The 23079-nt window shown below is 38.1% G+C and carries 19 protein-coding genes and 1 rRNA gene; 7 read left to right on the top strand and 13 right to left on the bottom strand.

Going from position 1 to position 23079, the window contains the following annotated elements; all coding sequences use genetic code 11:
- Positions 1–6 precede the first annotated feature (6 nt).
- Positions 7–549 carry an NADPH-dependent FMN reductase gene (locus tag AC1M9M_RS04005; RefSeq protein ID WP_481588750.1) on the top strand — a complete coding sequence of 181 codons (543 nt, stop codon included), beginning with the start codon at positions 7–9 and terminating at the stop codon, positions 547–549.
- 135 nt (positions 550–684) lie between these two features.
- Here AC1M9M_RS04005 and AC1M9M_RS04000 read toward each other — a convergent pair whose 3' ends face one another.
- The 12 genes from AC1M9M_RS04000 to AC1M9M_RS03945 form a co-directional block, all read right to left on the bottom strand.
- The gene (locus tag AC1M9M_RS04000; protein ID WP_481595680.1) at positions 685–951 is read right to left on the bottom strand and encodes a PAAR domain-containing protein; all 267 of its coding nucleotides are present in this window, start codon (positions 949–951) and stop codon (positions 685–687) included.
- A gap of 23 nt (positions 952–974) precedes the next feature.
- A complete protein-coding gene (locus AC1M9M_RS03995; protein WP_092766604.1) occupies positions 975–1733 on the bottom strand; it encodes an OmpA family protein in 759 nt (252 codons plus the stop codon).
- Positions 1733–2692, bottom strand: coding sequence for a type VI secretion system-associated protein TagF (gene tagF / locus AC1M9M_RS03990; RefSeq protein ID WP_481595679.1), 960 nt, complete (start codon positions 2690–2692; stop codon positions 1733–1735). Before tagF ends, AC1M9M_RS03995 begins: the two co-directional genes overlap by 1 nt.
- Before the next feature lie 43 nt (positions 2693–2735).
- Complete coding sequence (tssM, locus tag AC1M9M_RS03985; RefSeq protein WP_481595678.1) at positions 2736–6575, bottom strand: type VI secretion system membrane subunit TssM; 3840 nt, start codon at positions 6573–6575, stop codon at positions 2736–2738.
- Positions 6576–6601: 26 nt separating this feature from the next.
- On the bottom strand, positions 6602–8008 hold the full coding sequence (locus AC1M9M_RS03980) for a hypothetical protein (protein WP_481595677.1): 1407 nt from the start codon (positions 8006–8008) through the stop codon (positions 6602–6604).
- Complete coding sequence (gene tssG, locus AC1M9M_RS03975) at positions 8005–9000, bottom strand: type VI secretion system baseplate subunit TssG (RefSeq protein WP_481592009.1); 996 nt, start codon at positions 8998–9000, stop codon at positions 8005–8007. The genes AC1M9M_RS03980 and tssG overlap by 4 nt, the downstream gene beginning before the upstream one ends.
- Positions 8964–10772 carry a type VI secretion system baseplate subunit TssF gene (gene tssF / locus AC1M9M_RS03970; RefSeq protein WP_481595676.1) on the bottom strand — a complete coding sequence of 603 codons (1809 nt, stop codon included), beginning with the start codon at positions 10770–10772 and terminating at the stop codon, positions 8964–8966. Before tssF ends, tssG begins: the two co-directional genes overlap by 37 nt.
- 13 nt (positions 10773–10785) lie before the next feature.
- Positions 10786–11265, bottom strand: coding sequence for a type VI secretion system baseplate subunit TssE (tssE, locus tag AC1M9M_RS03965; protein ID WP_092766610.1), 480 nt, complete (start codon positions 11263–11265; stop codon positions 10786–10788).
- 68 nt (positions 11266–11333) lie between these two features.
- Complete coding sequence (locus AC1M9M_RS03960; RefSeq protein WP_092766611.1) at positions 11334–11837, bottom strand: Hcp family type VI secretion system effector; 504 nt, start codon at positions 11835–11837, stop codon at positions 11334–11336.
- A 44-nt stretch (positions 11838–11881) separates the two neighbouring features.
- On the bottom strand, positions 11882–13363 hold the full coding sequence (gene tssC, locus AC1M9M_RS03955; protein WP_092766612.1) for a type VI secretion system contractile sheath large subunit: 1482 nt from the start codon (positions 13361–13363) through the stop codon (positions 11882–11884).
- Positions 13356–13868 (bottom strand): type VI secretion system contractile sheath small subunit, encoded by a 513-nt coding sequence (tssB, locus tag AC1M9M_RS03950; RefSeq protein ID WP_092766613.1) that lies wholly within the window; start codon positions 13866–13868, stop codon positions 13356–13358. The genes tssC and tssB overlap by 8 nt, the downstream gene beginning before the upstream one ends.
- A gap of 28 nt (positions 13869–13896) precedes the next feature.
- The gene (locus AC1M9M_RS03945) at positions 13897–14484 is read right to left on the bottom strand and encodes a hypothetical protein (protein ID WP_092766614.1); all 588 of its coding nucleotides are present in this window, start codon (positions 14482–14484) and stop codon (positions 13897–13899) included.
- 434 nt (positions 14485–14918) lie between these two features.
- Between AC1M9M_RS03945 and tssH the strand changes: the two genes are divergently transcribed.
- From tssH to AC1M9M_RS03915, 6 genes are read left to right on the top strand one after another with little or no spacing between them, the layout of a single operon-like run.
- Positions 14919–17615, top strand: a complete 2697-nt coding sequence (gene tssH, locus AC1M9M_RS03940) for a type VI secretion system ATPase TssH (protein WP_481595784.1) — start codon at positions 14919–14921, stop codon at positions 17613–17615.
- Positions 17616–17637: 22 nt separating this feature from the next.
- The gene (gene tssA / locus AC1M9M_RS03935) at positions 17638–18756 is read left to right on the top strand and encodes a type VI secretion system protein TssA (RefSeq protein ID WP_481595675.1); all 1119 of its coding nucleotides are present in this window, start codon (positions 17638–17640) and stop codon (positions 18754–18756) included.
- Positions 18757–18761: 5 nt separating this feature from the next.
- Positions 18762–20126, top strand: coding sequence for a type VI secretion system baseplate subunit TssK (gene tssK / locus AC1M9M_RS03930; RefSeq protein ID WP_481594548.1), 1365 nt, complete (start codon positions 18762–18764; stop codon positions 20124–20126).
- 19 nt (positions 20127–20145) lie between these two features.
- Entirely contained in the window at positions 20146–20949 is an 804-nt protein-coding gene (icmH, locus tag AC1M9M_RS03925) for a type IVB secretion system protein IcmH/DotU (RefSeq protein WP_481592014.1), read from the top strand.
- A 12-nt stretch (positions 20950–20961) separates the two neighbouring features.
- Positions 20962–21579, top strand: coding sequence for a hypothetical protein (locus tag AC1M9M_RS03920; RefSeq protein WP_481595674.1), 618 nt, complete (start codon positions 20962–20964; stop codon positions 21577–21579).
- Entirely contained in the window at positions 21576–22553 is a 978-nt protein-coding gene (locus AC1M9M_RS03915) for a M15 family metallopeptidase (RefSeq protein ID WP_481595673.1), read from the top strand. Before AC1M9M_RS03920 ends, AC1M9M_RS03915 begins: the two co-directional genes overlap by 4 nt.
- 222 nt (positions 22554–22775) lie before the next feature.
- On the opposite strand, the gene rrf is transcribed toward AC1M9M_RS03915, so the two are convergent.
- Positions 22776–22890 (bottom strand): 5S ribosomal RNA (gene rrf / locus AC1M9M_RS03910).
- Positions 22891–23079 lie beyond the last annotated feature (189 nt).

Here is a 23079-nt window from a genome sequence, read left to right as displayed (position 1 = left end):
AATTTGGTGAATATTCAAATTATTGTGGGAAGCATTCGAGAAGGCCGCACAGCCATTAAAGTTGCAAATTGGGTTCAAAACACGATTTCATCATATAACTACAGCACGATTAAGACAGAAATTGTGGACTTAAAAGAATGGGATTTACCGTTTTTCGCTGGAGCAAATCCACCACTAACGGGTATATATGATCAACCTAAGCAACAAGAATGGGCTGCTCAAATCGCGAAAGGTGATGCATTTATATTTATTAGTCCTGAATATAATCATGGATACAGCCCTGCACTTAAAAATGCACTCGACTATTTAGGTAAAGAGTGGAATGGAAAACCTGCTGCTTATGTCAGTTATGGCGGTAGTAATGGCTCTCGCTCTATCGATCAAATCCGTCAAGTTGCTACGCAATTAGGTTTAGTCGACTCAAATGCCGTGGTTGAGATTCGCGATATTTTTGCACGCAATCGCAATGAAACATTCGAAGGCAATGAATTCGATGACAAAGCGCTTAAATCTGCGTTTGATAAAATTGTGCAATATGTAAGTGCGTAATAATCATCTTCAGATCATCAGTAGGTGCGCGATTACAAATACCGAAGACACTTTGATCGAGATAAAATTATAGTTGAAAAAGTGAACCCTCTAAAATTAGAGGGTTCTTTTTAGATACAGATCCCAATGAATTAACTAATTTTGTCCAACCGTTAAACTTTGATTCCCTATACATTTGCATCCACATGCCAAAGGTGAATTATGCTGTGCGGCGGGTTTTCCCATAATAAGCATTTTGCTGTCACCCGCAACAATTGTCGTCACCGTTTTATGTTTAGGACAGGTGGCCTTATCCCCTACACAAGCAACTGGCTTACCTTCGATTAAAAAAGAACTATTTGCTGAAATAACCTGCCCACCACCAGTGGTTGGAGAGCCAATCGTAATATAAGGGAAAGCCATACACTTGTTCCTTTTATAATATTTTATTGAACTTCAAACTCGATTCTTCGATTTTTCTTACGACCCTCTTCCGTTGCATTGTCTGCAACAGGTTCATCAGCACCCATACCCGCTGTACTTAATCGTGAAGGTGAAATATTCTTGGCAATCAAATATTGTTTTACTGCATCCGCACGTTGCAAGCTCAATTCTTTGTTTTTCTGTGGATTACCTTGACTGTCAGTATGTCCGATGATTTTGACATTTTTGCCTTGAACTTTGTTTAGCGCAACCACCATTTCGTCTAAAATTTGTGTGCCTGCTGGTAAAAGTGTGGCACTTCCAGAAGCAAATTCAATAATTCGATTTTTTAAAGCATTATCAATGATGGCTTGTTCTGCATGATTCACAGATAACTGTGCATTAAAGCGATAAGGTGCCACAACTAAATTTTGAAATGTATTTTGAGTCGGTACGATATCATTTTGATTGAGGACTTTACCTGTGAGCTCAACTTGTGTTCCTCTTACACTCAATTTTCCTTGAGAAACTTTTTTAAGATCAGGTGTAATGACTTGTGTCACGGAATCACTCCATCCATTGGGTGCAGTGACAGGACGAACCTGAATTTTATCGATAATTTGGTCTTGGCTATAGACCACTTTCATTTTATTCAATATGGCCTGTTTGCTCATCTCGTTAGGAACAACTCCCTCAACGATAATTTCTTTCGCAAACGATATAACACTTATACTCAATATCGAACTAAGCAATGAAATCTTTAATAAGGTTTTCTTCATCATTATTCTTCTATAAAAGTCTGTCGGAATAATTTCATTCCTTGATTTAAACTTAACTGTCGTTCGCACAAAGATTGCTCGAGTGCAGCAAGACCTGCATTTTGCTCCAAATAGCGATCAATCCACTGTGCTTTTACCAATGAAACCCAATGTTCAGAGCTTAAGTTCTGATTGAAAATATCACTTAATGCTTCAATATCTGCGCCCTGAAAGCCAAATAATAAAACTGGACGTTCTGAATGAAGAATACCAATTAACACTTCGGTATTATGTTTTGGCAAAAATCTTGCGATTAAACTAACCCAGAATGCTGCGATTTCATAACAAAAACTAGGGTTGTGAATCGGTAAAATTAACACCTTATTCAGTTTACTCGTTCCATTTTTTAATACAGGTTGGAGTAAAAGACCTAGTCCAATCATGCTTTGTGCAAGCTCATAGACCGATATTTTCATCATTTGTGCAAACGAATGCATGGTATGATTTTCAAAAAAAGCGGTTGATTCAGTTACATCAAGAACTTGAATTTCTTTTTTGAGCTGACCCAGTTTTTCGATTAAATCATCAGCATCTCGAATTTGACGAATCACACGGTTTCTTTGAAATAAGTCAATCAAAACTGGCTTATAGCTATAAGGTGCATAGAGCAAATTTTGGTAGGGTGCATCCACTTCCAATAAGTGACTCAACACCATAGGAAACTGACGACCTGAGCTGTCTTGGCTGGTCACTAAGTTTGCAACCAAGAACATATTTTCACGCGGATTGGCAATAAAGAAATCTAATGATGCCAAACTTTGATAATTTTGATCGAAATTTGGATTTCTCATTGCCATTTCAAGCGCTTCAGTAATCCACTGATCAATCACTTGAATCAAAGAATACTGTCCTTTGGTTTTCAGAAAATCGCCACGAGCAGGACTCTTACCATAGTACAAAGGCATTGTTTTCACACTGTACATATCGCCTCCTACTGATGATCCATCTTAAGTTGTACTCCATACATCATGGCTGTGCTCCTTGTGTTGCATTTTGCAATGCCGTATTCGTTGAATTCTCAGCTTGAGGTGCTGGTGTTGGTGCCTTTTGAGCAGATACCACACGTGCTGTCGCCTTGTTGGTCGTCACCTTATCAACCAATTGCAAACCGTTTAAATCACGATTAGAACCAACGCCTGTTCCACCTTGACCTGAATTCCCACTGATCAAACGAAAGTTTACTTTTACCGCTAATGATGGTTGTTGAGCACTTGCCCAAGTCATTTCGATGACACCATTTTGATCACGACGTTGCGAAGAGTCGATCAAACGATTGATCCCGTATTCACCTGGTGCATCAAAAATCGTATGCGTTTTCCCTTCGAGATCGACTGCAGTAATACGTGCTCCAGGAATAGCACCAGTATTCGGCCAAACAAAGTTCACCCACTGTTGGATACCATTTTCAAAGACCATACGTTGACCATCAATATCAATCGTATAAGACAGCAACTGTGGATTAGACAATGGATAGAATTGGAAGTTGGACTGATTGGTCGCAGCAGGCGCAGAACCTTGTGACAAAGTACCTGTAGCTACACCGTTAAGTGGTGAAACATAGCGTTGGAAACTCATCACAAATTGTGGATTCAAGATAATGCCTTGGTCTTTCCACGTTTTAGAAGTCAGTGTGTAGCCACGACGAATCACAAATGGATCGAGCGTTTCTTTAACAAAATTGGCAATACTACCTCCCTCACCGAAGATTTGACCGATTTCACTACTCGTCGCTTGGATTGAAGCCGAGGTATTGAATGGAACCTTTTGGCTCAGAGTCTGATTAAACGGTTGATAAGCTTGCATCACCCATAATTTATTAATCTCATCTTGTGCTGGCGTGATTAAGCTTGCAAAGGATTGTGTCAGTGGACTCACCAAAAGCTTTTGAATGAGCTTATTGTCAATATCATTCAGACCGACCGTCAGTTTTTCATCGACAAGTTTTTGCGTAGTATTAAATACTGAGGTTTGTTCATTGATGGTTTGTTTTACCAAAGCCATCGCATTTGGGCCAATATCCCCTGCATTTCGGAGATCATTAAACTTACTGCGTACCTGTGCAAGATTTTCTAAATACTCATCAAGTAATGATTTATTTTGCTGATCATCACGTTTACGAACCAACTGATAAAAAACGTTAAATTCTTTTGATATAGCACCTTGGGCGCGCTCAGCTGCACGTTGAATTTCATTGGTATTATCTTGACGAAGAACCTTACGTTTAAACCAAGCGATAAATCCTGTTTGTGGAGCAGCCAATTCCGCTTGAACCACAGGGTTATCCCAATTGGTTTCTTTCGCTGTATGCTCAATGAGCAAACGTATCGGGGAGTTTTGAGGCTCACCCAATAAATCTATTGTTTTATGTTGCTGGGCAAAATCAGGTTGTTTTGCATAATAAATTCCATTCAAGAATTTACGCCACTCTGCAATATATTCTTTCTTATAGAGTTCAGTCAGCTGCTTACGAATTTGATCTGGACTACCACTAAAGGTGAGGTCATCTGATTGATTGCTGTTCAACACCCAGTCACGACTGTCTGTCGGACTATTCGCAGCTTGATCAATGGCTTGATCGATATATTCGTTCCATGCCTTATATGTAAATACCCCAGGAAGAGCATAAGAACCTAATACGGCACTACGATTGTTCTCACCTACAATTTGAGCTGCTGTCACTGCTGGATATCGTACGGCAGCACGCATTTTGATCTCATTATAAACTCGATCACGTGCTGGCATCCCCTTCATCACCGCCAACAATACTTGTCGGCTTTGATCAACCAATTGCGCATCCGCTGACAACTGTGGGAATTTTGGATCATTCGCCAATGTCATGGTATAGGTCAGCACCTGCTCCGCTTTTTGGATCATTTCACCACGTGGCATTTGTCCACGATTCGCATCTAACCATGAACGCCAAAAGCGCGTAACCTGATCACTCAGATGACTTGCTTCCATATATTTTGAATTGCTCATCATCAAATAAGCTTTCAATGCGTTGTAAGCATCTTGCGGATTCGAATCAGAAGGTTCCAAAGCATTTTGTGCAGGTTTAGCCGATACTTGCTGAATTTCAACATTAACGTGATTTTCTTTTAGTGTCGCTTCATTATTTTTGACACGTTGCAAGAACTGGCCAATATTTTGTTGAGACGGTTCTAAAACAATTTGTCGCACACCATTTAAATATTCGGTTTTAAGTTTTTCCCGCAGATCATTGCCTTGATACAAACCAAAGCCAAACTTTAATGGACGATCTTCTTCAAATTGATCTAACTGTTCTAAACGCTGTTGTAAAATTAGTAACGAGTCGAGCTGTGTCGCCAAATGCTGACCTGATGCCTGCTCCATTTGCATCACTTTATTCAGATCGGCTTGAACATCTGCGATTAACTGTTGGTTGTTACGGTAAGACCACACCCACAGGCCTAAAATTACAGATACCCCAAGTAAAGCTGCAATAAAACTCAAATAACGTTGGCGCTTTTTCGCTGGGTTAATATGTTGCTTCACCAAGTTTTTATCTTTCAGAATGACATCTGAAAATAATCCCTTTAAGAAATACCCATGATTCTGTGATACAGAATTTTGTGGAATACCATGTTCGCTGTTCGGAATTTTCTGAAGTCTAAATTCTTGAGCAATTTGCTCCGTCATTGGACTCTCGATCGTTCCTTCTTGTAAGGCACTGGTGAAGTAAAAACCACGGAATACAGGTTTGAACTGATACGGGTTTTCCTCAAATAGTGTTCCTATAAAAGTTTTGAGTGCTGGCTTTAAAGTCTTAAACTCAAGCGGAAAAGTCATCACACTGGGTGAGATATTCTGTGCATGACGGCGACTTAAATGAGTCGTACTTACGCTTTTCAATCCATCATACAAAATATTGTAATGATGCTCGAATAGATCAACAGCATTTTCAGATGAATCTGGATTATAAGGCAGCGTTGCTCCCCAAACTTGGTCAAATTCATCCTGATCATAGCAATCAAAAAACTCAGTGAATCCTGCGATCAAATCCATTTTAGAAAACACCAAATACACAGGTGCAAAGATTTCTAAACGTTCCGTCAAATCTTGTATACGTGCTCTCAAGTTTTTAGCGAGTTTCAAAGATTTTTCAGGACTTTGGCTAACTAACTCGGCAATACTGACGGTGACAATCAGTCCATTAATCGGCGCTTTAGATCTATTTTTTTTGAGCAAGTTCAAAAAACCAATCCACTCAGAGTGATCTTCTGCATAGACTGAGTAACGACCAGCAGTATCCAACAACACCCCTTCTGTTGAGAAAAACCAGTCGCAATTACGTGTTCCACTCAAACCTGAAGACACTGCATTTTTATGCGTTTCTTCGAATGGGAACTTTAAGCCCGAGTTATAAATGGCAGAACTCTTACCGGCAGCAGGGTTACCAATGACCATATACCAAGGCAACTCATATAGCGCTGCATTCCCTTTTTTATCACCCAGCTTTGACTTACGAATGAGCTGAATTGAATCCTTCATCTGTTGATGAACCAATTGTAGTTCATCTTTATCCTTCTGCTTACCATACTCAGCTTGGGTATCTTTTTCGATTGCTTCCGCCAATTCTTCCCCTTGCTTCTCATGGCGTTTGCGTTGAATGAACCAATAGATTCCATAACCGATTAGACCCAGTACATAAGCCACCGCAAGCGGCCAGAAATACTGTCTAGGTATCGTGTGATAGGCAGACACTAAGGCAACAAACAATGACAATGCAATGATTGCCTTTGGGTTTGAAACGTACTGCCATACATAGCCTAATATCGTGTGCATTGTATTCTCATTTTTTTCGTAAATTTTTAAACGTTTTGCTGCTCAGGATTTATGTCTGTTTCTGATTGATAAGTTTGAATAAATGTCTGAACATCAGGGTTTTGAGTTGTATACACCATTGTCATTAACGCATCATCAAACTGAAAAGCGAGAGTAAATCCAAAAATTTTAGCTAAGCTTTGTGTATTCCCAAGTGTTGGAAAAAGCATTAAATAATGATGTTGCTCAATATTCGTATTGGCAAAATTTTGCTCAATTTTTTTAAGTGTTTTGAGTTGAGTAATGTCATCCAACAGAACTGTAAAGGGCTGCTCATTTTCCACTTTGAACTGATGATCAATGTTATAGCGATCTAAACTCTGTTTCAGTTGTTTTTCATTTATCGCAATATCTAATGTTTTCGTAGGTAAAACATTTTCAATTTGAATTTTAGGTGAAGCTAAACAACAGCTCGAAATATATTCTGCAGGAATATACTGTTCTGAAATCCAAATCTTTTCATCTAATGTATCTTGGTCAATTTCGGAATCAACGATGAACACAAGACTTATAGATGACTCATCTTTTTCAATACTTTGTAAAAGATGAATCCATTCACTATAGCTTGTTTCAGCACCCCAATAGTGGTGTTCCACGTGAAACACTTCAGGAATATAATTGAGCTGACTCAGGTAGTCTGAAATGAGTTGCTCAGAATCTTGTTCATCCCAAACATGCAGTAATTCTTCAGCGAGAATCAGGTGGATTTTAAGCTTATTCAGTCGATAAACTTGCTGCACAGAAGGAGTATCTTCTTCCCCATCATGATACTCAGCCTGAGGATCAATCCATGCTGGATGCATACGATAAGATTGGCTAATTTGAGTATCGTAGAAAAGTGCAGATTTTTTTAAATGCTCACTAATTTCCCAGAGTATTTCTGTTTGTTGTTCGAGTTGAGTCAGAATCAATTGGTGAATGCGGTATTGCCGTTTGAAGCTATATTCATCCTCTTCATCTTGTTCGACGTCTAAATCAGAAATTCGATAACTCAGAATAGGCAAGCCATACCCATTCAATAATTTGTCATCAAGTTCAGGACTCTTGAATTCCCGAATCGCATCAATAATCAGATGATTTTCACCCAAAGCATTGAGTGCATAAGCGCGATAGACATTTAAATTGATCCACTCCACAGGCTCAGGCTGTAGCTCCTCAATTGCGACCTCATCGCTAAGTTGAGGATCATTCTGTTTATTTTTTTGCTCTTTTATCCAATGATAAATCATATATGGCATCACCAAAAAAGCAGTGATTGCAACAGGTAACAATCCAAAAAAGATAAGTAGATCACTGCCAGAAGGATCAAAATTGATGTCACGCCAATACAGCACCACAATCGCAGAAATCACCAGATAAACAGTAAGGAACACTCCAACAATGATTTTGATCATGACGCTACTCCAAGCAATGGGTAGCAAGTTTCATCATTGTCTAGCGGTTGATTATGAGCTAAAAAGGCACCCTGACTAAGCCCCATAGAATGCTCCGAATTTAAAGTAATAGGCTGTATTTCTTGTTTTGATAAAATTAAACGAACATCAACCAATAAGGTTGGGCTACACCAGCTTTGTAGTAGTTTTTTTAATTTTAAACTTAGTTTTTGTTGTGGTAGAAAATCTAGGTAAGTTTTACGATCCAACGGTCCAATTTGAATTTCAATTTTGCCATCAATTTGGGTAATAGTCTCTCCACAAAATGTATTCAATCCTAACAAGCTTGGCGTCGCCCCTCCTAAGGATGTTCTCTGCTGAAGCTCTAATTTAAATTTTTCAGGGATAAACTCTTGTATTGCCACATGCTGATTAAATACCTGTGCAATCATGGTTTTTAAAGCATGTGCTGTATTATTTTGCCCCTGCATTAATCCTGCAAATTCAGCAAAATAATCATCAAGTTCTTGTTGTTGATGTTGCTGACTAATATAACCATTTAAAGCATGGATAATATTCAGATAATGATTTTCAGACTCGACCTCATACCGTACTGGTAAATTGTACTTGACCGTCGCATCAACGAATTGTGAAGTGAGCTTATGATTAAATAAACTCAAAAATTGCGTTGTTTCAACTCGAAATTTGCGTGGTGCTGATTTAACTTTATTGGTATAGCTATAGGGTAATGCCCCCTGCATGCCAGTCAAACCCACCATTAAATTTGTAAGCTGAACTTTTTCATCTTCTAAAGCGAGTGATTCAATTTCTTTTTTAGGGAAGTTAAGCTCTAAGGAAGGATGAAATTTAAAATCACGATCCCATGGTGTATGTGGCCGAGCATAGGGCACATGTCTTAACAATCGAATCGACTGAATAAATTCATAAGCAGTCGGCTGTTGAAATAAATGATCTATTACAGAAGCTTCTTGCCACCAACGTTCTGCACGCATTGGTATAACTCCTGTTGTGATTGAGCATCTTCGATTATGACATCGACAAAACTGTTTAACTGCACTTTTAAGTTAAACACATGGCTCAGCAATTGACTGAAAATATAAAGACTATGACCTCTGAATACTTGTTCATCGATTCGGATAACAACTTTGAGTCCTCGTACGAAAAGCGGGAAAGGTTTGGCTTCAACCAACTTATGCGTCAGGCTAAATTCAATTTGTTTAATCGAATTAATTAACAGATGATTTTCTTTATTCGACGGTAAGTTATATAACTCTAATAGTTCTTTTAAATGCGCTACCGCATCCCCTTTCATCAGTGCTAACGTATTTAATGAAAGATGAGAAATAATGCGCCATTGCTCTTTCTGATTTTGCTCAAATTGATAGGGTAAACTCGGACGCTTCAATACCAAAGCACGACGTGCCAAACTACTATCATTTAGATTTAAAATATTATTTGACTGGCTTAATGCTTCATGCGGTAAATTCCGATTCGAACATAGCAATACGGTGCTAATAAAATCAGACTTTATATCATACGGCTGTAAATGCTTAGAAATAATGGAATAACCCGTTTCAACAAACTTACTGTTGAGCTGTGATGAGTTCAATGCATAGAAAAATTGGACATTTTCATAATGGTAATGACTCATTCCAAAGAACGGCAACACTGGATGATAAACCTGTTCCTGATTAATCTTTTCACGAACCATGTGCATTTTCTGAATCGAATAGACCTGATAAAACTCAGGATGATGCGCATCCGTGATCAATGGATATTCAAGTTGTCGATGATGTATTTTTTGTGGTTCAGCATTTTTTTCAAAAAGATTAACAACCGGCGCGCTGAATAATTTGAAATTTGCAACATTCAGCTCTGAATAATTACGAATAATCGCCTGATCGTTTAGGTTTAACTTAAAATGAATTTGGAGATCAAAACTCGTTTGTTGATCTAATAAATTTGTTAAAAAAGACAAATCAAGATTAAGAAAGCTGAATTTATCTGCAAAACAAAAATATTCCATCAACAAACGATAGGCATGATGTGTATGTTGATCAATAGGCAATAAACTCTCATCTTCCTCAAAGCCCATTAAGGAAAATGGATTAGAAATTTGATAAAGCTGTGTTCCAATGCGTACCGTAAAAGTCGTATCTTTTTTGAAAATACTATCCAAAACTTGCAGCGGAAAATTTGAAATAGCATCTAAATAAATAGGGAGTTTTTCTTGATGAATCCACAAGCCTGCTTCATTGAAAGTTTCAAAACTTAATTGCAAAGTGGCATTTTGATTGAGATGAATTTGAGCACTTGGGTTCGTTTTAAATTGAACTTGATTCAGTTGAATGGGAAGTAATCGTACAGCTTGAGAGGTATTAAATTCACATTGTACCCCCTTAAAGCTTCGTGATTTTAGCGTTGTTGCCTGCGGAATGACGTGAGCTTCAGTTAATTGTTTTATTTTATTTTGATCCTCGAAACTGACGACAGTACAACTTGGAAAATGTCTTAGATATTGAGGGAACATCACCTCAAATAAAGCACGTGTAAAAACGTCATAACTGTCTGCTAATTTTTTATCAATTCGAGCAGCAATCAACGAAAACGCCTGAATTAAGCGCTCAATGTGTGGATCATCAATCTGTTCTTGGTTGAGCGAGAGCCGTTGGGCAATTTTAGGATACTTCTGAGCAAACTCGCGAGATTGTTGACCAAATTCTTGTAATTGTTTTTCGTAGTACGGTAAAAGTTCTTCTATCACAAAAGCCCCAATCTTAAGATCTAGCCGAAATTACATATTGTTGTGTCGTTGGTTTCAATAAAGCATCAAAAACTACAGGCTCATACAATGGATGGATATTTAAATATGCTTGAATACTGAGGCAAAGTGCGCCCATATTGTCGCTGTCTAACAACATTTCAACTTGAATTTGTCGTAGGCGAGGTTCATGTGCCGCAATGGACTGCTGAATAGATTGGCAAATTTTGTCTCGATCCATTGGATTGGCTGTTGATAATCCAACAAAATCAATAATGCCAAACTGTGCAATCGAGCCTTTAACCGTAGGGAAGTCATCAATTTGATCAAACTTGGCTACTCGACTATTGAGTAGATCTTCCAAGTCATGTGCAACAGATTCACGTAGCTCTTGCATAGATAAGCCTTTGATCTGATCCTCATATTCTGGAATCAAGCGGTCAAATAAAGTTGCACGGAAGCCAAATGGATAAAGATGATCTAAATTTGTTTTCATCTTGCCTACTCTAAAAGATGAATAAAGGCCAACTTAAGTCAGCCCCTACTCCTCTCACTTTCAAGACTTTAAGCTTTGTAGCTTGCAGTGTTGTTAGAAAGTGACCATTGCTTCGTGATCGCACCTTTTTGAGTACCATCGATATCTTGTTGGTTGTATGTCCATTCAACAGCAGCATATTTCAAACCAAATGCTTCAGTCGGAACACCTTCAGCATTTACAGATGGTGTTACGCTTGAAACTAGAACATGTTTCAATTTGATTTGAAGGTACTTGATACGCTTATCACCATTCGCACGGTAGTAATCGATTTGTACTTCATCAAAAGTGTAACCAGCAGAACATGCTTCCCAAAGTTTCGGGCTAGTCGCATCTAAATCTTTAACGAATAACATGTCTGAATGTTCAACACGCTCAGAAGTATGACCACCAACACTTGAAGATGTCGCAGATTTAGGCTGACGGATGTTATGAGACCAAGAATTAACTTCCAACCAATCTTTGTGCTCAGTGTCACGAGATTCGCCGTCTACTTTGTATTTTCCTCGAAATTGAACATATATATCTTTCATGAAGATTTCCTGTTTTATTTAACGTTATTATAAAGTTGCTCTATTTAATTAGAGGACTGAGGTAACTCAGTGACAAGTCTCAAAGATACCGACAACTCGTCCAACTGGAAGTGCGGTCTTAAAAACACGACCGATTTGTAGTGACCAGGGTTCGCCGGGTCTTCCACAACTTTTACAGATGCTTCACGAAGCGGGCGCTTAGCTTTGGCCTCTTGTGATGCACCATCATCTAGTAATACATATTGAGATAACCAATCATTCAAAAAGCTTTCTACATTTCCAGCTGAAGCAAAACTTCCGACTTTATCTCGCATCATTGCTTTCAAATAATGCGCAATACGCGACACAGCCATGATGTATTGAATCTGGCTTGAGAGTGCTGAATTTGCATTCGCTGTATCGCTATCATATTTCTTAGGCTTTTGGGTCGATTGAGCCCCAAAGAACGCTGCGTAGTCTGTGTTTTTGCAGTGTACTAATGGAATAAAACCGAGATCGCTCAACTCTTTCTCACGGCGGTCCGTAATCGCAACTTCTGTCGGACACTTAAATACGACTTCACCATCATTGGTTTTGAAGGTATGTACTGGCAAGCCTTCTACTAAACCACCACCTTCAACCCCACGAATTGCTGCACACCAACCATGCATATCAAATGCATTCGTTAAACGTGTACCGAAACCGTATGCTGCATTCATCCAGAGATATTGATCGTGATCTTCACCTGAGACTTCTTCAACGAAGTTAAAGCCTTCTGTTGCCCAACCCTCTTTAGGGTCATAAGGCAGGCGACCCAGAACACGTGGCATAGTTAAAGCCACATAGCGAGAATCATCACTTTCACGGAATGAGCGCCACTGTACATATTCTGCAGTTTCAAAAATTTTAGATACATCACGAGGACGATCAATTTCAGTGAAAGATTCAAGACCTAGAATTGAAGGGCTTGCTGCTGAAATAAAGGGTGCATGAGAGGCAGCGGCAACATGAGAGATTTGTTCTAAAAGATACATATCTGACGGTGTGCGATCGAATTCAAAATCACCAATCAAAGTTGCGTAAGGTGCACCACCAAAAGAACCATATTCTTCTTCATACACTTTTTTGAACAATGTGCTTTGATCAAAGTCAGTTGCGCCTTGGAAGTCCTTAATCAATTCTTTTTTAGTGGTATTTAAAATGCGGATTTTAATTAAAGGATTTGAAGGTGTTTCTTGACAGAAATAGTAAAGTCCACGCCAAGTCGACTCAATCTTTTGAAACTGTTCATGATGCATAATTTTGCTTAATTGAGCAGAAATTAAAGCATCAATTTCAGCAATACGCTTATCTATTGAGACCGTCATGTTTTCTGAAACAGTAATTGTTCCAGCCATAACTTCTTTGGCTAATTCCCCAATTAAATTTTTCGCACGAACATGTTCATCATCGTTACGCGCAATTCGACTTTGTTCAACAATCGAATCTAGAAGACTCGTTTCTTCAACAGCATTGCTTGTCGCAGGTGCGGTTTGTAAATTACTCACGGTCGTCGCCTCCTGCTTCAGCACTTAATTTGCGTACTTGATCTGTATTTTGAAGAATTTCATCAAGCAGATCTTCTAGACGTTCACTATTTGAAATTTTATTACGCAAATCTGAAAGACGTTCACGCGCTTCAACCAATTTGCGTAAAGGGTCAACTTGTTGAACAACATTTTCAGGTCGGAAATCTTCCATTGAGTTAAAAGTAAGATCTACCGACATATTTCCACCCTCTTCCGAAATTGTGTTTTCAACTTGGAAGGCTGCTCTTGGTGCTAGCGAACTCATTACTTCATCAATGTTATCCAAATCTACATTAATAAATTTCTTATCTTTCAGTTTGGTTCTTTCAAGTTCAGATGCTGCTGAGAAGTCCCCTAATACACCAACAACAAAAGGAAGTTCTTTTATTTCTTTACCATCACCTACTTCTACGTCATACGTCAGTTGTACTCGAGGTGGTCGGATGCGTTGTAATTTTTTTTGAACACTTTCACGCTTAGCCATATTATTTTTTCCTAAATTTGTAATTTGATCAGTTCAACGAGCCAAATGGATTCTCACGTTTGGGTGCTGCTGGTTTTTCAACTTTCGCAGGTGTCGTTGTTTTAGCGGGTGTTGTTTTTGCTGGAGTCGATGCACGGCGCGTCGTACGTGCAGGCTGTCGAGTAGTTCGAGTCTCTTGAACACGCTTAGGTGCTTCTTCAACTTTGGTTTCGATTACAGTCAAAGGTTTAGCTTTTTTAACTGCTTCAGAAAGTGCCAACGCAGGTTCGTAAGTCTCTTCAGTCAAATAACGTACTTCTGGTCCACGCATTTGCTCTAATGCCTCATTCGCGATTCCGATTCCAGCTAAAAACTTAGTATCTGTTAACGATGAGTGCTGAACATTTTGTGCATTAAGACTGTTCACCAATTGAAGTGCTTTCTGATTTTGTCCGATTTGTTGAAAACGCTGAGCTGCTTGTGCTAGAAAACCATTTTTGTTGTCTTTATTTTTTTTATCACATGCTTGAGCATAAATTTGTAGCAATGTCTGGTCTGTTTCACCCGCTACTAATGGATGATCTTTAACACAACCTCTTTTGAGTTTTACTTCATCTGCGTAAGTTGTAGACGCCATCCCCAACCCAATTAGCAGAGTTGTAAGCAGAATTTTAGTATTCAAAATACACCCTCATTTATTATTAAATTTACATTAACTATATGATTCATTAAATCATTTTTTAACACACTCAATGTTTAGAGCAATGTCTTCTATATATATTAGATTTAATTAAAATTTAAACTTATAAATGCAAACTTAGTCAACATTATGACCATTATAATAAAGAAACAATTAAGTTTTTTAAGTTACAAAATTATATAGTTCTGTAAACGATTCACACTATAGGATAGTTTTTTTATCACCTTTATTTAGGTAGAATAAAAAATATGGGTGAATTTTTTCATACTAAAAATTATTGTTTATTAAATATTTAGTCGTTAAAAATCTTAAAAATAGACGTTATGTAGGTTTATTTTAAGTAACTATAAATAATTTGAATACAGAGAATTCTGATGAATAACTTGAAAATTTTGATTACAAAACTATCTCCTACGACAAGAACAGCACTAGAAAAGTCTGCAAATTATTGTATTAATCAACAAAATTACGAAATCGAAATTGAACATCTACTCTTCGAATTATTAAATCAAAACGTAAAAAATGATCTCTCTATTTTGCTCGATCAATATAAAATTTCTAAAAATGCACTGATCGATGATTTACAAGAAACGATTTCGCACTTGCCCAAAGGCAATACGCGTACACCTATTTTTGCTCAATCGATTGTACGTCTGCTAGAACAAGCTTGGCTTATTGCTTCCGCAGATCAAACCCCAGTCATCCGTAGCGGGCACTTATTAGTTGCGTTATTGACTGCAGGAGATTTATATCAAATCGCGCTTCGTGCATCGAGTTTATTCGATCTGTTCCCGATTGATACGATGAAACACAAATTTATAGAAATTTGTAAAGCTAGCATTGAAGAGCATCTCCCTCAAGCTGATCATCAAAATGATGTTCAGGGTCAGGATACGATTCATAGTTCAGAATCTCATGCAAAAACACCTGCACTAGATCAATACACCATTAACTTGACTCAAAAAGCGCTTAACGGTGGGATTGATCCTGTCATTGGACGTGAGTTTGAAATTCGCCTTATGTTGGATATTCTGATGCGTCGTCGTCAAAATAATCCTATTTTAACAGGTGAGCCAGGCGTAGGTAAAACTGCTGTCGTTGAAGGTTTAGCGCTGAAGATTGCCAACAACCAAGTGCCTGATGCATTAAAAAATGTACATATCCATGTTCTTGATATGGGTCTATTACAAGCAGGTGCAAGTGTAAAAGGTGAGTTTGAAAATCGCTTAAAACAAGTCATCCAAGAGGTTCAAAGTTCCGCTCATCCTATCATCATCTTCATTGATGAAGCACACACACTGATTGGTGCAGGCGGTCAAGCTGGTCAAAATGATGCGGCGAATCTCCTTAAACCAGCCTTAGCACGTGGCGAGTTAAGAACAATTGCTGCAACTACATGGGCTGAATATAAGCAATATTTTGAAAAAGATGCGGCGCTCAGTCGTCGTTTCCAAGTCGTCAAAGTTGAAGAACCGACTGAAGAAGTTGCGATTGATATGCTTCGCGCCATGATTCCTGTCATGGCTAAACACTTTAATCTTCAAATCGATGACGAAGCCATTGTGACTGCTGTTCATTCTTCACATCGATATATTGCTGGTCGACAACTCCCAGATAAAGCAGTGAGTGTTTTAGATACTGCTGCCGCTCGTGTGGCATTAACTCAGAATGCTCAGCCGGTAAAGTTAGATCAGCTACATGCTCAACATCATAATTTATTGCTTGAATTAGATATTTTGGAACAAGAGAATAATCAGTTCCCACAGCATGACGAACGCCTCTCCAATCTTAAAAATACGATCACTGAAATAGAAAATGAGTTAAATGCCACAACTGAAAAGTGGAAACAAGAACTAGAAATTGTTCAAAAAATCAAAACACTTGAGCAAAAAAATTCTGAATTAAAAGATGAAGAACACATTAATGATTTTAAAAATCAGATTCAGCAACTTAGATCCGATTTAAAAATATTACAAGGTGAACAACCTCTGGTATTTGAACGTGTTAATGCACAAATCATTAATGAGATTATTTCAGACTGGACTGGTATTCCTGTAGGAAAAATGGTCAATGACGAAATTAAGCAAATTCTAAGTTTAGAAGAAAAACTGGAACAACGAGTCATGGGGCAAGACTATGCCCTGCATCAACTTGTTCAAGGAATCAAAACTTCTAAAGCAAAACTTGAAGATCCAAACAAGCCTCAAGGGGTATTTATGTTGGTTGGACCAAGTGGTGTAGGGAAAACAGAAACGGCTTTAGCTTTAGCCAATGAGCTGTATGGTGGGGAATCTCATCTCATCACGATTAACATGTCTGAGTATCAAGAGGCTCATACTGTTTCCTCATTGAAAGGTGCGCCTCCAGGCTATGTAGGATATGGTCAAGGTGGTGTCCTCACTGAAGCTGTTAGACGCAATCCGTATAGCGTTGTTTTGTTAGATGAAATTGAAAAAGCACATTCAGATGTTCAAGAGTTATTTTACCAAGTCTTTGACAAAGGCACACTTGAAGATGGTGAAGGACGTGTTATCGATTTTAAAAACACCACAATTTTATTGACCTCTAACACTGGCTCAAGCGCAATTATGCAGGCCTGTTTGACTAAACCTGTAGAAGAATGGCCTACGGCAGAAGACTTAATTGAACATTTAAAACCAAGTTTATATAAACAGTTTAAACCTGCCTTCTTGGGGCGTATGCGTATCGTGCCTTACTTCCCACTCCATGATGATCTGCTTGTGCGTATTATTCATCATAAGTTAGGCAAAATTACTGATCGTATTTTCAAACAATATCAAACACGTGTTGAGTATACGGATGATTTGGTGGAACTACTCTTAAGTCGCTGTACAGAAGTCGATAGTGGCGCACGTAATGTCGACAATATTCTAAACTCTTCAGTTTTACCTGAACTTGCAACACAAATATTGATCGCCTTGGCGGATAACAAAGTCCCTAAGTTAATTCAAATTGATAGCAAAGATGACCTGATTGAGTATCGATTAGATCCAACAACAGCACCGAAAAAGCGTAAAGCCACCAAAAAGAAAATTGTTGAAGCATAATTATTTGAGTATATAAATTAATATGAACATTGATATAGAACAGCTACTTCAACCAATCTCAGATCAAGCGATCTGTGGCGAAGATCTATCTTTTTCGAATGAATTTCATGAGATCAAGAAAGCGAAAACCCAAGATGATCCGCTCTTAGATATGGGGGATTGGGTAGCTGAACCTAAACAAGCAGATTGGTCATTTGTTTCGGCAAAATGTATCGATGTTCTGACTCAAAAAAGTAAAGATATTCGTTTATTGACTTGGTTAAGCGAGGCTTGGAGTCAACTCTACGGTTATGAAGGAGTCGCTCGTAGCCTTGAGCTTTCGCATCGTATGTTATCCAATTATTGGAAAGATATACATCCTGAAATTGAAGATGATGATTTAGATCAACGTCTGGGTTTATTGCAAGGTTTGACTTCTCAATTACCTGCTTTGATTAAACGTGTTCCACTCATCAATTCAGCTCCTTTCTATTCAATCTACGATTATGAAAAATTACTGCATCAACAAAATGTAAGATTAAAAAATGCTGATGATTATGGATCTTCTCAGAATCATCCAGAAATCGAGCAGTTCGAACAAAGCTTATTTAATACCTCAAAAAGTTTCCAATACAACAATTATCAGTTCTTTTTAGAAATTTTGACGCACTGGGATACCCTCAAGCAAGTACTTGATCAACTGATGCAATTAGATGCTCCAAGTTTCGCAAATACTGATTCTCAGTTGGAAGACATACATAAAACACTGAAAAAAATTTATAAAGCAGATGCATTTTTAATGTCTGAGGATACTCCTGACATGAATCAAGACCTACAATTCCAAGAAAACAATTCAAATATAAATTCTGCTCCAACAGCAAAGATACAAGCAGCAGTAACTCAGCAGTCATTTCAACCTCAACCACAAAGTCATCTACAAAATCGTGAACAAGCAATGCGGGTGCTTAAAGATATTGCGGATTATTTTCAAGCAAATGAACCACATAGTCCTGTGAGTTATATGCTTCAAAAAACCATTAAATGGAGCCAAATGCCGCTTCATGAATGGCTCGCACAAGTCATTAAAAACGATAACAACCCATTGGAATCAGTCCATGAACTCTTGGGTGTAAAAAATAGCAATGAATCTAATGAATGGTAATCTCAATGTTTAAAGCAGAAAAAGTACTGTGGGGTGAAGGTCTATTTTTAAGACCGCAGCACTTTCAAATTCAAGACAGTTATCATGAACAGCGTTTAAATCAAACTATTCGCGCCACCATTCCATTCGCATATGGGGTACAACAGCTCAAATTTGATGAATCTCAATTAACGACCCATGTGCTAGCAATTGAGCACATTGAAATGATTTGGCAAGATGGTGAAATTTACGCTGCTCCTTCGCGAGATCTTTTACCTCAGCCCGTACTGCTCGATGAGCTCAATTTCCGTGGTGAAATGACCATTTTTCTTGCGCTCCCTATCGTTCAACCAAACAAGCGTAATATCGCCCATGAGGCTTCGACACAACCAAGTCGATATCATTCGTATCTGAATGAAACTCATGATTTGTTCACAGATGCCACACCTGCTGAAATTACTTACATTCGTCGTCGTGCTGAGCTGAAATTACTGGAATCTCAGAATGATACTCCTCATGAACTGGATGGTTTTTTATATTTGCCGATAGGAAAAATTAAGCGTCATAGTTCAGGAAGCTTTGAACTTGATACAAAATTTATTCCACCAATTTTGCATATTGCTTCATGTGAGTCATTGGTTGCTAATTTAAAACGTACCTTGAATGTCATTAAAGCAAAAATCAAAACTATTCAAACCAACAATCGCGAAAACGAACAAAAATTAATTGAATTTAGATCAGGTGACATTGTTTCATTTTGGCTAGTGAATGCATTGAATACTGCTCATGCAACTCTCAGCCATTTATTGACTCATCCCCAAATTCACCCTGAACGCTTATTTTTTGAATTACTCAGATTGACTGGCTCATTACTGACATTCTCAACAGCCTATGAAGTTGAACATTTACCTCAATATCAACATCATAATTTACAAGATAGCTTTGCGCAGTTAGATGTCATTTTAAGAGAGTTACTCGACACAATCATTTCAAGTCGATACTTCAATATCAGTCTTAAAGAAATACGTCCTTCGTATTGGGTTGGTAGCTTAGAGTCAGATAAGATCACTCGCGAATCTCGTCTGTATATTGCTGTGTCTAGTTCGATGATGCAGACACACGAACTTGTACAAATTGTCCCACTACGTTTTAAAGTGGGCACAACAGTCGATGTTGAGCAACGTGTCGTCTCTGCATTGCCTGCTATTCCGATTCACCATTTGATGCAAGTACCTACTGCGATTCCAGTCCGCTCTGGTGTGAGTTATTTTGAAATTGAACCTCATCATGAACTCTATCAACGCATGTTGGAGTCTGAAACCATCTGTATTTATGTACCTGCTGGATTCCAAGATATCAGTATTGAACTCATCGCAGTGATGAATGGCTAGAGATTGAGAAGAGAAAAATATGAATATGCCTAATGGAGCACCTTCACTGTTCGATGACGGTCAGATTGGAGCAGGCTCTACACCACAGCAACAGAATAAATTGACACAGTCTTCTAATTTGGTTGATTTAATGCATGACGGTTTCTATATCGTTTTTTTAATTCGTAACCAATACGTTCCTGACAATGTCGATGAATTTCGCCAAAAAATCATGGATCAACTACAACGTTTCGAATTACAAGCGAAGAAGTTGCAGTTCTCAGCCGAGGATATCCATGATGCAAAATATGCATTTTGTGCATTACTTGATGAAACGATTGTCACACAACAGGACCCTAGTTATTTCCATTTACAAAATTCGTGGTTAATTAGTCCTCTTCAGTTAACTTTATTTGGATCTCAACTCGCAGGTTATCAATTTTTTGACTTATTAGAAAAAATTAGAACTCGTGGAAAAGATCGCTTAGCGGCTTTAGAAGTTTTTCACTACTGTTTACTGTTAGGTTTTCAAGGTAAATACCGTATTGAATCAATTGAAAGCTTAAATCATTTGGTTGCACGCGTAGGCGATGAAATAGATTATTTAAAAGGTAAAAAAGCCCTCTTTTCACCTTTCGCTGCATTGCCTGATCAAATTAAAAACATTATTCATAGAGAACTTCCATTCGCTTGGATTCTCTTATTTTTACTCCTCTTTGCATTATTGGCATTTTCTGGACTTCGCTATATGCTCAGTCAACAAGAGACCAAAGCCATGACTCAATATAATAATGTCATTAGTGCACCTGCTGAACAGGCCCACATAACGATTCATTTACCATAAAAGATATTCAACATGAGCCAAGAAAAGAAAAATATTAGAGTCCTTACACCTACTAAAAAAAATAAAAAAATTTCGCCTCTAGTAAGTGGGATCATTGGTGTAGCAATTGGTATCTCTGCCACATCTTTAGCTTTTTATACCTATTTAAATCAACCAAGCTTCCAACCGATTAACGCAGCAGATACAGATTCAACACACTCAAATGATAAATTATCCAATATTGATTCAGGAGTCACTCAAGCTGATCAAAACGAGCAATCTGAACCTGATGAATATCACCAAGCTCAACCCAAGCTAAATGAGCTTAATAATATTTTCAAACATCAGCAAACAAACTCTGCTCAAGCAACTCAACCAGTGACTTCAAGTAAAAATCCCTTTGAATCAACTTTTAATCAAGCGCAACCTTTAAGTAACAAAACTCCCCAAGTTCCACCTAAAGCAGAACCAGTAAAAAAGACCACAACTGAAGCATTACCGAAAACCATAAAAAAGCCTGAGTCTAAGCCTACGACAGCCAATGCAAATAAAGTTGCTGAAAGTAAAGCTGACACTGATGAAAATATTGATATTCCTGTAGCCAGCGTAGAAGTTTCAGTCACACGAACTGCTAAAGAACCTGCACCGTGATTTTTTTTATCATTGTCAGTTTTGTGATATTAATCATCGCACTGACTTTATTGATGTCTTATGAGATAAGACAAAAAATAATAGATTTTGCACAAAGCTTATTACCACAAGGTAAAAAAAAGCTTTTAAACGCACGTAAATTTGCACATGAAATGAATCATGCTGCTTCAGCAGACCAAATTCAAACGCATTGGCACTTACAGCAATGGTGGATACTCATTGCTGGTTTTTTCTTACTTAGCAGTATTATGCTTTTTGCTTTTACAAAACCCGTTGATCCTACAAAAATAGAAGCGAACTATTTAAAGAAAGCTGATCCTCAAATTTATAACTTATTAAATGGGGAAATTCTTTCCCCTCCACCAGAGGTTGAAGAAAGTCTCGTCGATGCAGCAATCGTTGAAGCTGTACGTCTTGAGCAACAATATCAAGCTCAAACTGGCGGTTCTGTTTCATCTACAACTATTCCTAATGTAGAAAATTCAGAGTTTTCTCATGGTCATCTCGATACTTCAATGGTAAATCGTAAGTGGGACAAGATGCATCCAAGCTATAAACAACGATTACTTATGGTCTTCAAAATTATGAAGGAACAACATGGCTATGAATTAGTATTACTAGAGGGTTATCGTAGTCCTGCACGACAAAATAGCCTATCTCGGAATAAAGCAACCACTTTAGCGACTGCATACCGTAGCTATCACCAATTTGGTTTGGCAGCTGATGTCGCATTCAAGCGAGATGGTAAAGTCGTTATTTCTGAACGTGATCCTTGGGCTATGCGTGGCTATCAGTTATATGGTCAAGTTGCTGAGACTGTCGGTTTAGTTTGGGGAGGACGTTGGACAAAAATTCATGACTACGGTCATACAGAATATCGAATGCCTGGCTTGGTTCGTAGCAAGGAAACTCATGATCGTTTCATGCGAGAAGCTGAACAAGGTAATTTAATGGCAAGCAATATAGAACAGTAATAATCCGTTGATTCTCTTTTCAAAATGCCTGTTAACGATACAGGCATTTTTGTATTTATTGATATATTTTGCGCTTGTAATTAACTATGTAAAGACATCGATTTAGAAGTTAATTTTCCCGTACCCATGCATTTCCCTTTATATTTGTATTTATATCTTTATTTCATTCTTTACTGCATAAAAAAACACCCCCTTCTATTGAAGGGGGTGTTTAGAATAATGAGCTGGCGATGACTTACTCTCACATGGGTAACCCCACACTACCATCAGCGCTAAGAGGTTTCACTTCTGAGTTCGGGAAGGGATCAGGTGGTTCACTCTTGCTATTGTCGCCAGCACAACTGTTGTGACTTTGCTTGGGTCTTATTCGCATATATTGTTTGCGTGCCTTTGCTTGGTCAAAGAAGTTATTAACAGCTATTTGAGTTGCTTTAGTTTGTGCAGTTTAGCGTTTTATCTAACTAAATCAAGTTATTTGTCATGATTTGAACCACAACACCAACTGTTTGGGTGTTGTATAGTCAAG

This window comes from Acinetobacter sp. ANC_7503 (assembly GCF_056780035.1).
Note: the sequence above shows the minus strand (reverse complement) of the source record. Positions and strands in the feature narration are given on the sequence as shown.

What these genes read in the sequence shown, in the direction of transcription:
- AC1M9M_RS04000 (WP_481595680.1), bottom strand. Translation starts at nt 951, where the DNA reads ATGGCTTTCCCTTATATTACGATTGGCTCTCCAACCACTGGTGGTGGG.
- AC1M9M_RS03995 (WP_092766604.1), bottom strand. Translation starts at nt 1,733, where the DNA reads ATGATGAAGAAAACCTTATTAAAGATTTCATTGCTTAGTTCGATATTG.
- tagF (WP_481595679.1), bottom strand. Translation starts at nt 2,692, where the DNA reads ATGTACAGTGTGAAAACAATGCCTTTGTACTATGGTAAGAGTCCTGCT.
- tssM (WP_481595678.1), bottom strand. Translation starts at nt 6,575, where the DNA reads ATGCACACGATATTAGGCTATGTATGGCAGTACGTTTCAAACCCAAAG.
- AC1M9M_RS03980 (WP_481595677.1), bottom strand. Translation starts at nt 8,008, where the DNA reads ATGATCAAAATCATTGTTGGAGTGTTCCTTACTGTTTATCTGGTGATT.
- tssG (WP_481592009.1), bottom strand. Translation starts at nt 9,000, where the DNA reads ATGCGTGCAGAACGTTGGTGGCAAGAAGCTTCTGTAATAGATCATTTA.
- tssE (WP_092766610.1), bottom strand. Translation starts at nt 11,265, where the DNA reads ATGAAAACAAATTTAGATCATCTTTATCCATTTGGCTTCCGTGCAACT.
- AC1M9M_RS03960 (WP_092766611.1), bottom strand. Translation starts at nt 11,837, where the DNA reads ATGAAAGATATATATGTTCAATTTCGAGGAAAATACAAAGTAGACGGC.
- tssB (WP_092766613.1), bottom strand. Translation starts at nt 13,868, where the DNA reads ATGGCTAAGCGTGAAAGTGTTCAAAAAAAATTACAACGCATCCGACCA.
- AC1M9M_RS03945 (WP_092766614.1), bottom strand. Translation starts at nt 14,484, where the DNA reads ATGGCGTCTACAACTTACGCAGATGAAGTAAAACTCAAAAGAGGTTGT.
- tssA (WP_481595675.1), top strand. Translation starts at nt 17,638, where the DNA reads ATGAACATTGATATAGAACAGCTACTTCAACCAATCTCAGATCAAGCG.
- tssK (WP_481594548.1), top strand. Translation starts at nt 18,762, where the DNA reads ATGTTTAAAGCAGAAAAAGTACTGTGGGGTGAAGGTCTATTTTTAAGA.
- icmH (WP_481592014.1), top strand. Translation starts at nt 20,146, where the DNA reads ATGAATATGCCTAATGGAGCACCTTCACTGTTCGATGACGGTCAGATT.
- AC1M9M_RS03920 (WP_481595674.1), top strand. Translation starts at nt 20,962, where the DNA reads ATGAGCCAAGAAAAGAAAAATATTAGAGTCCTTACACCTACTAAAAAA.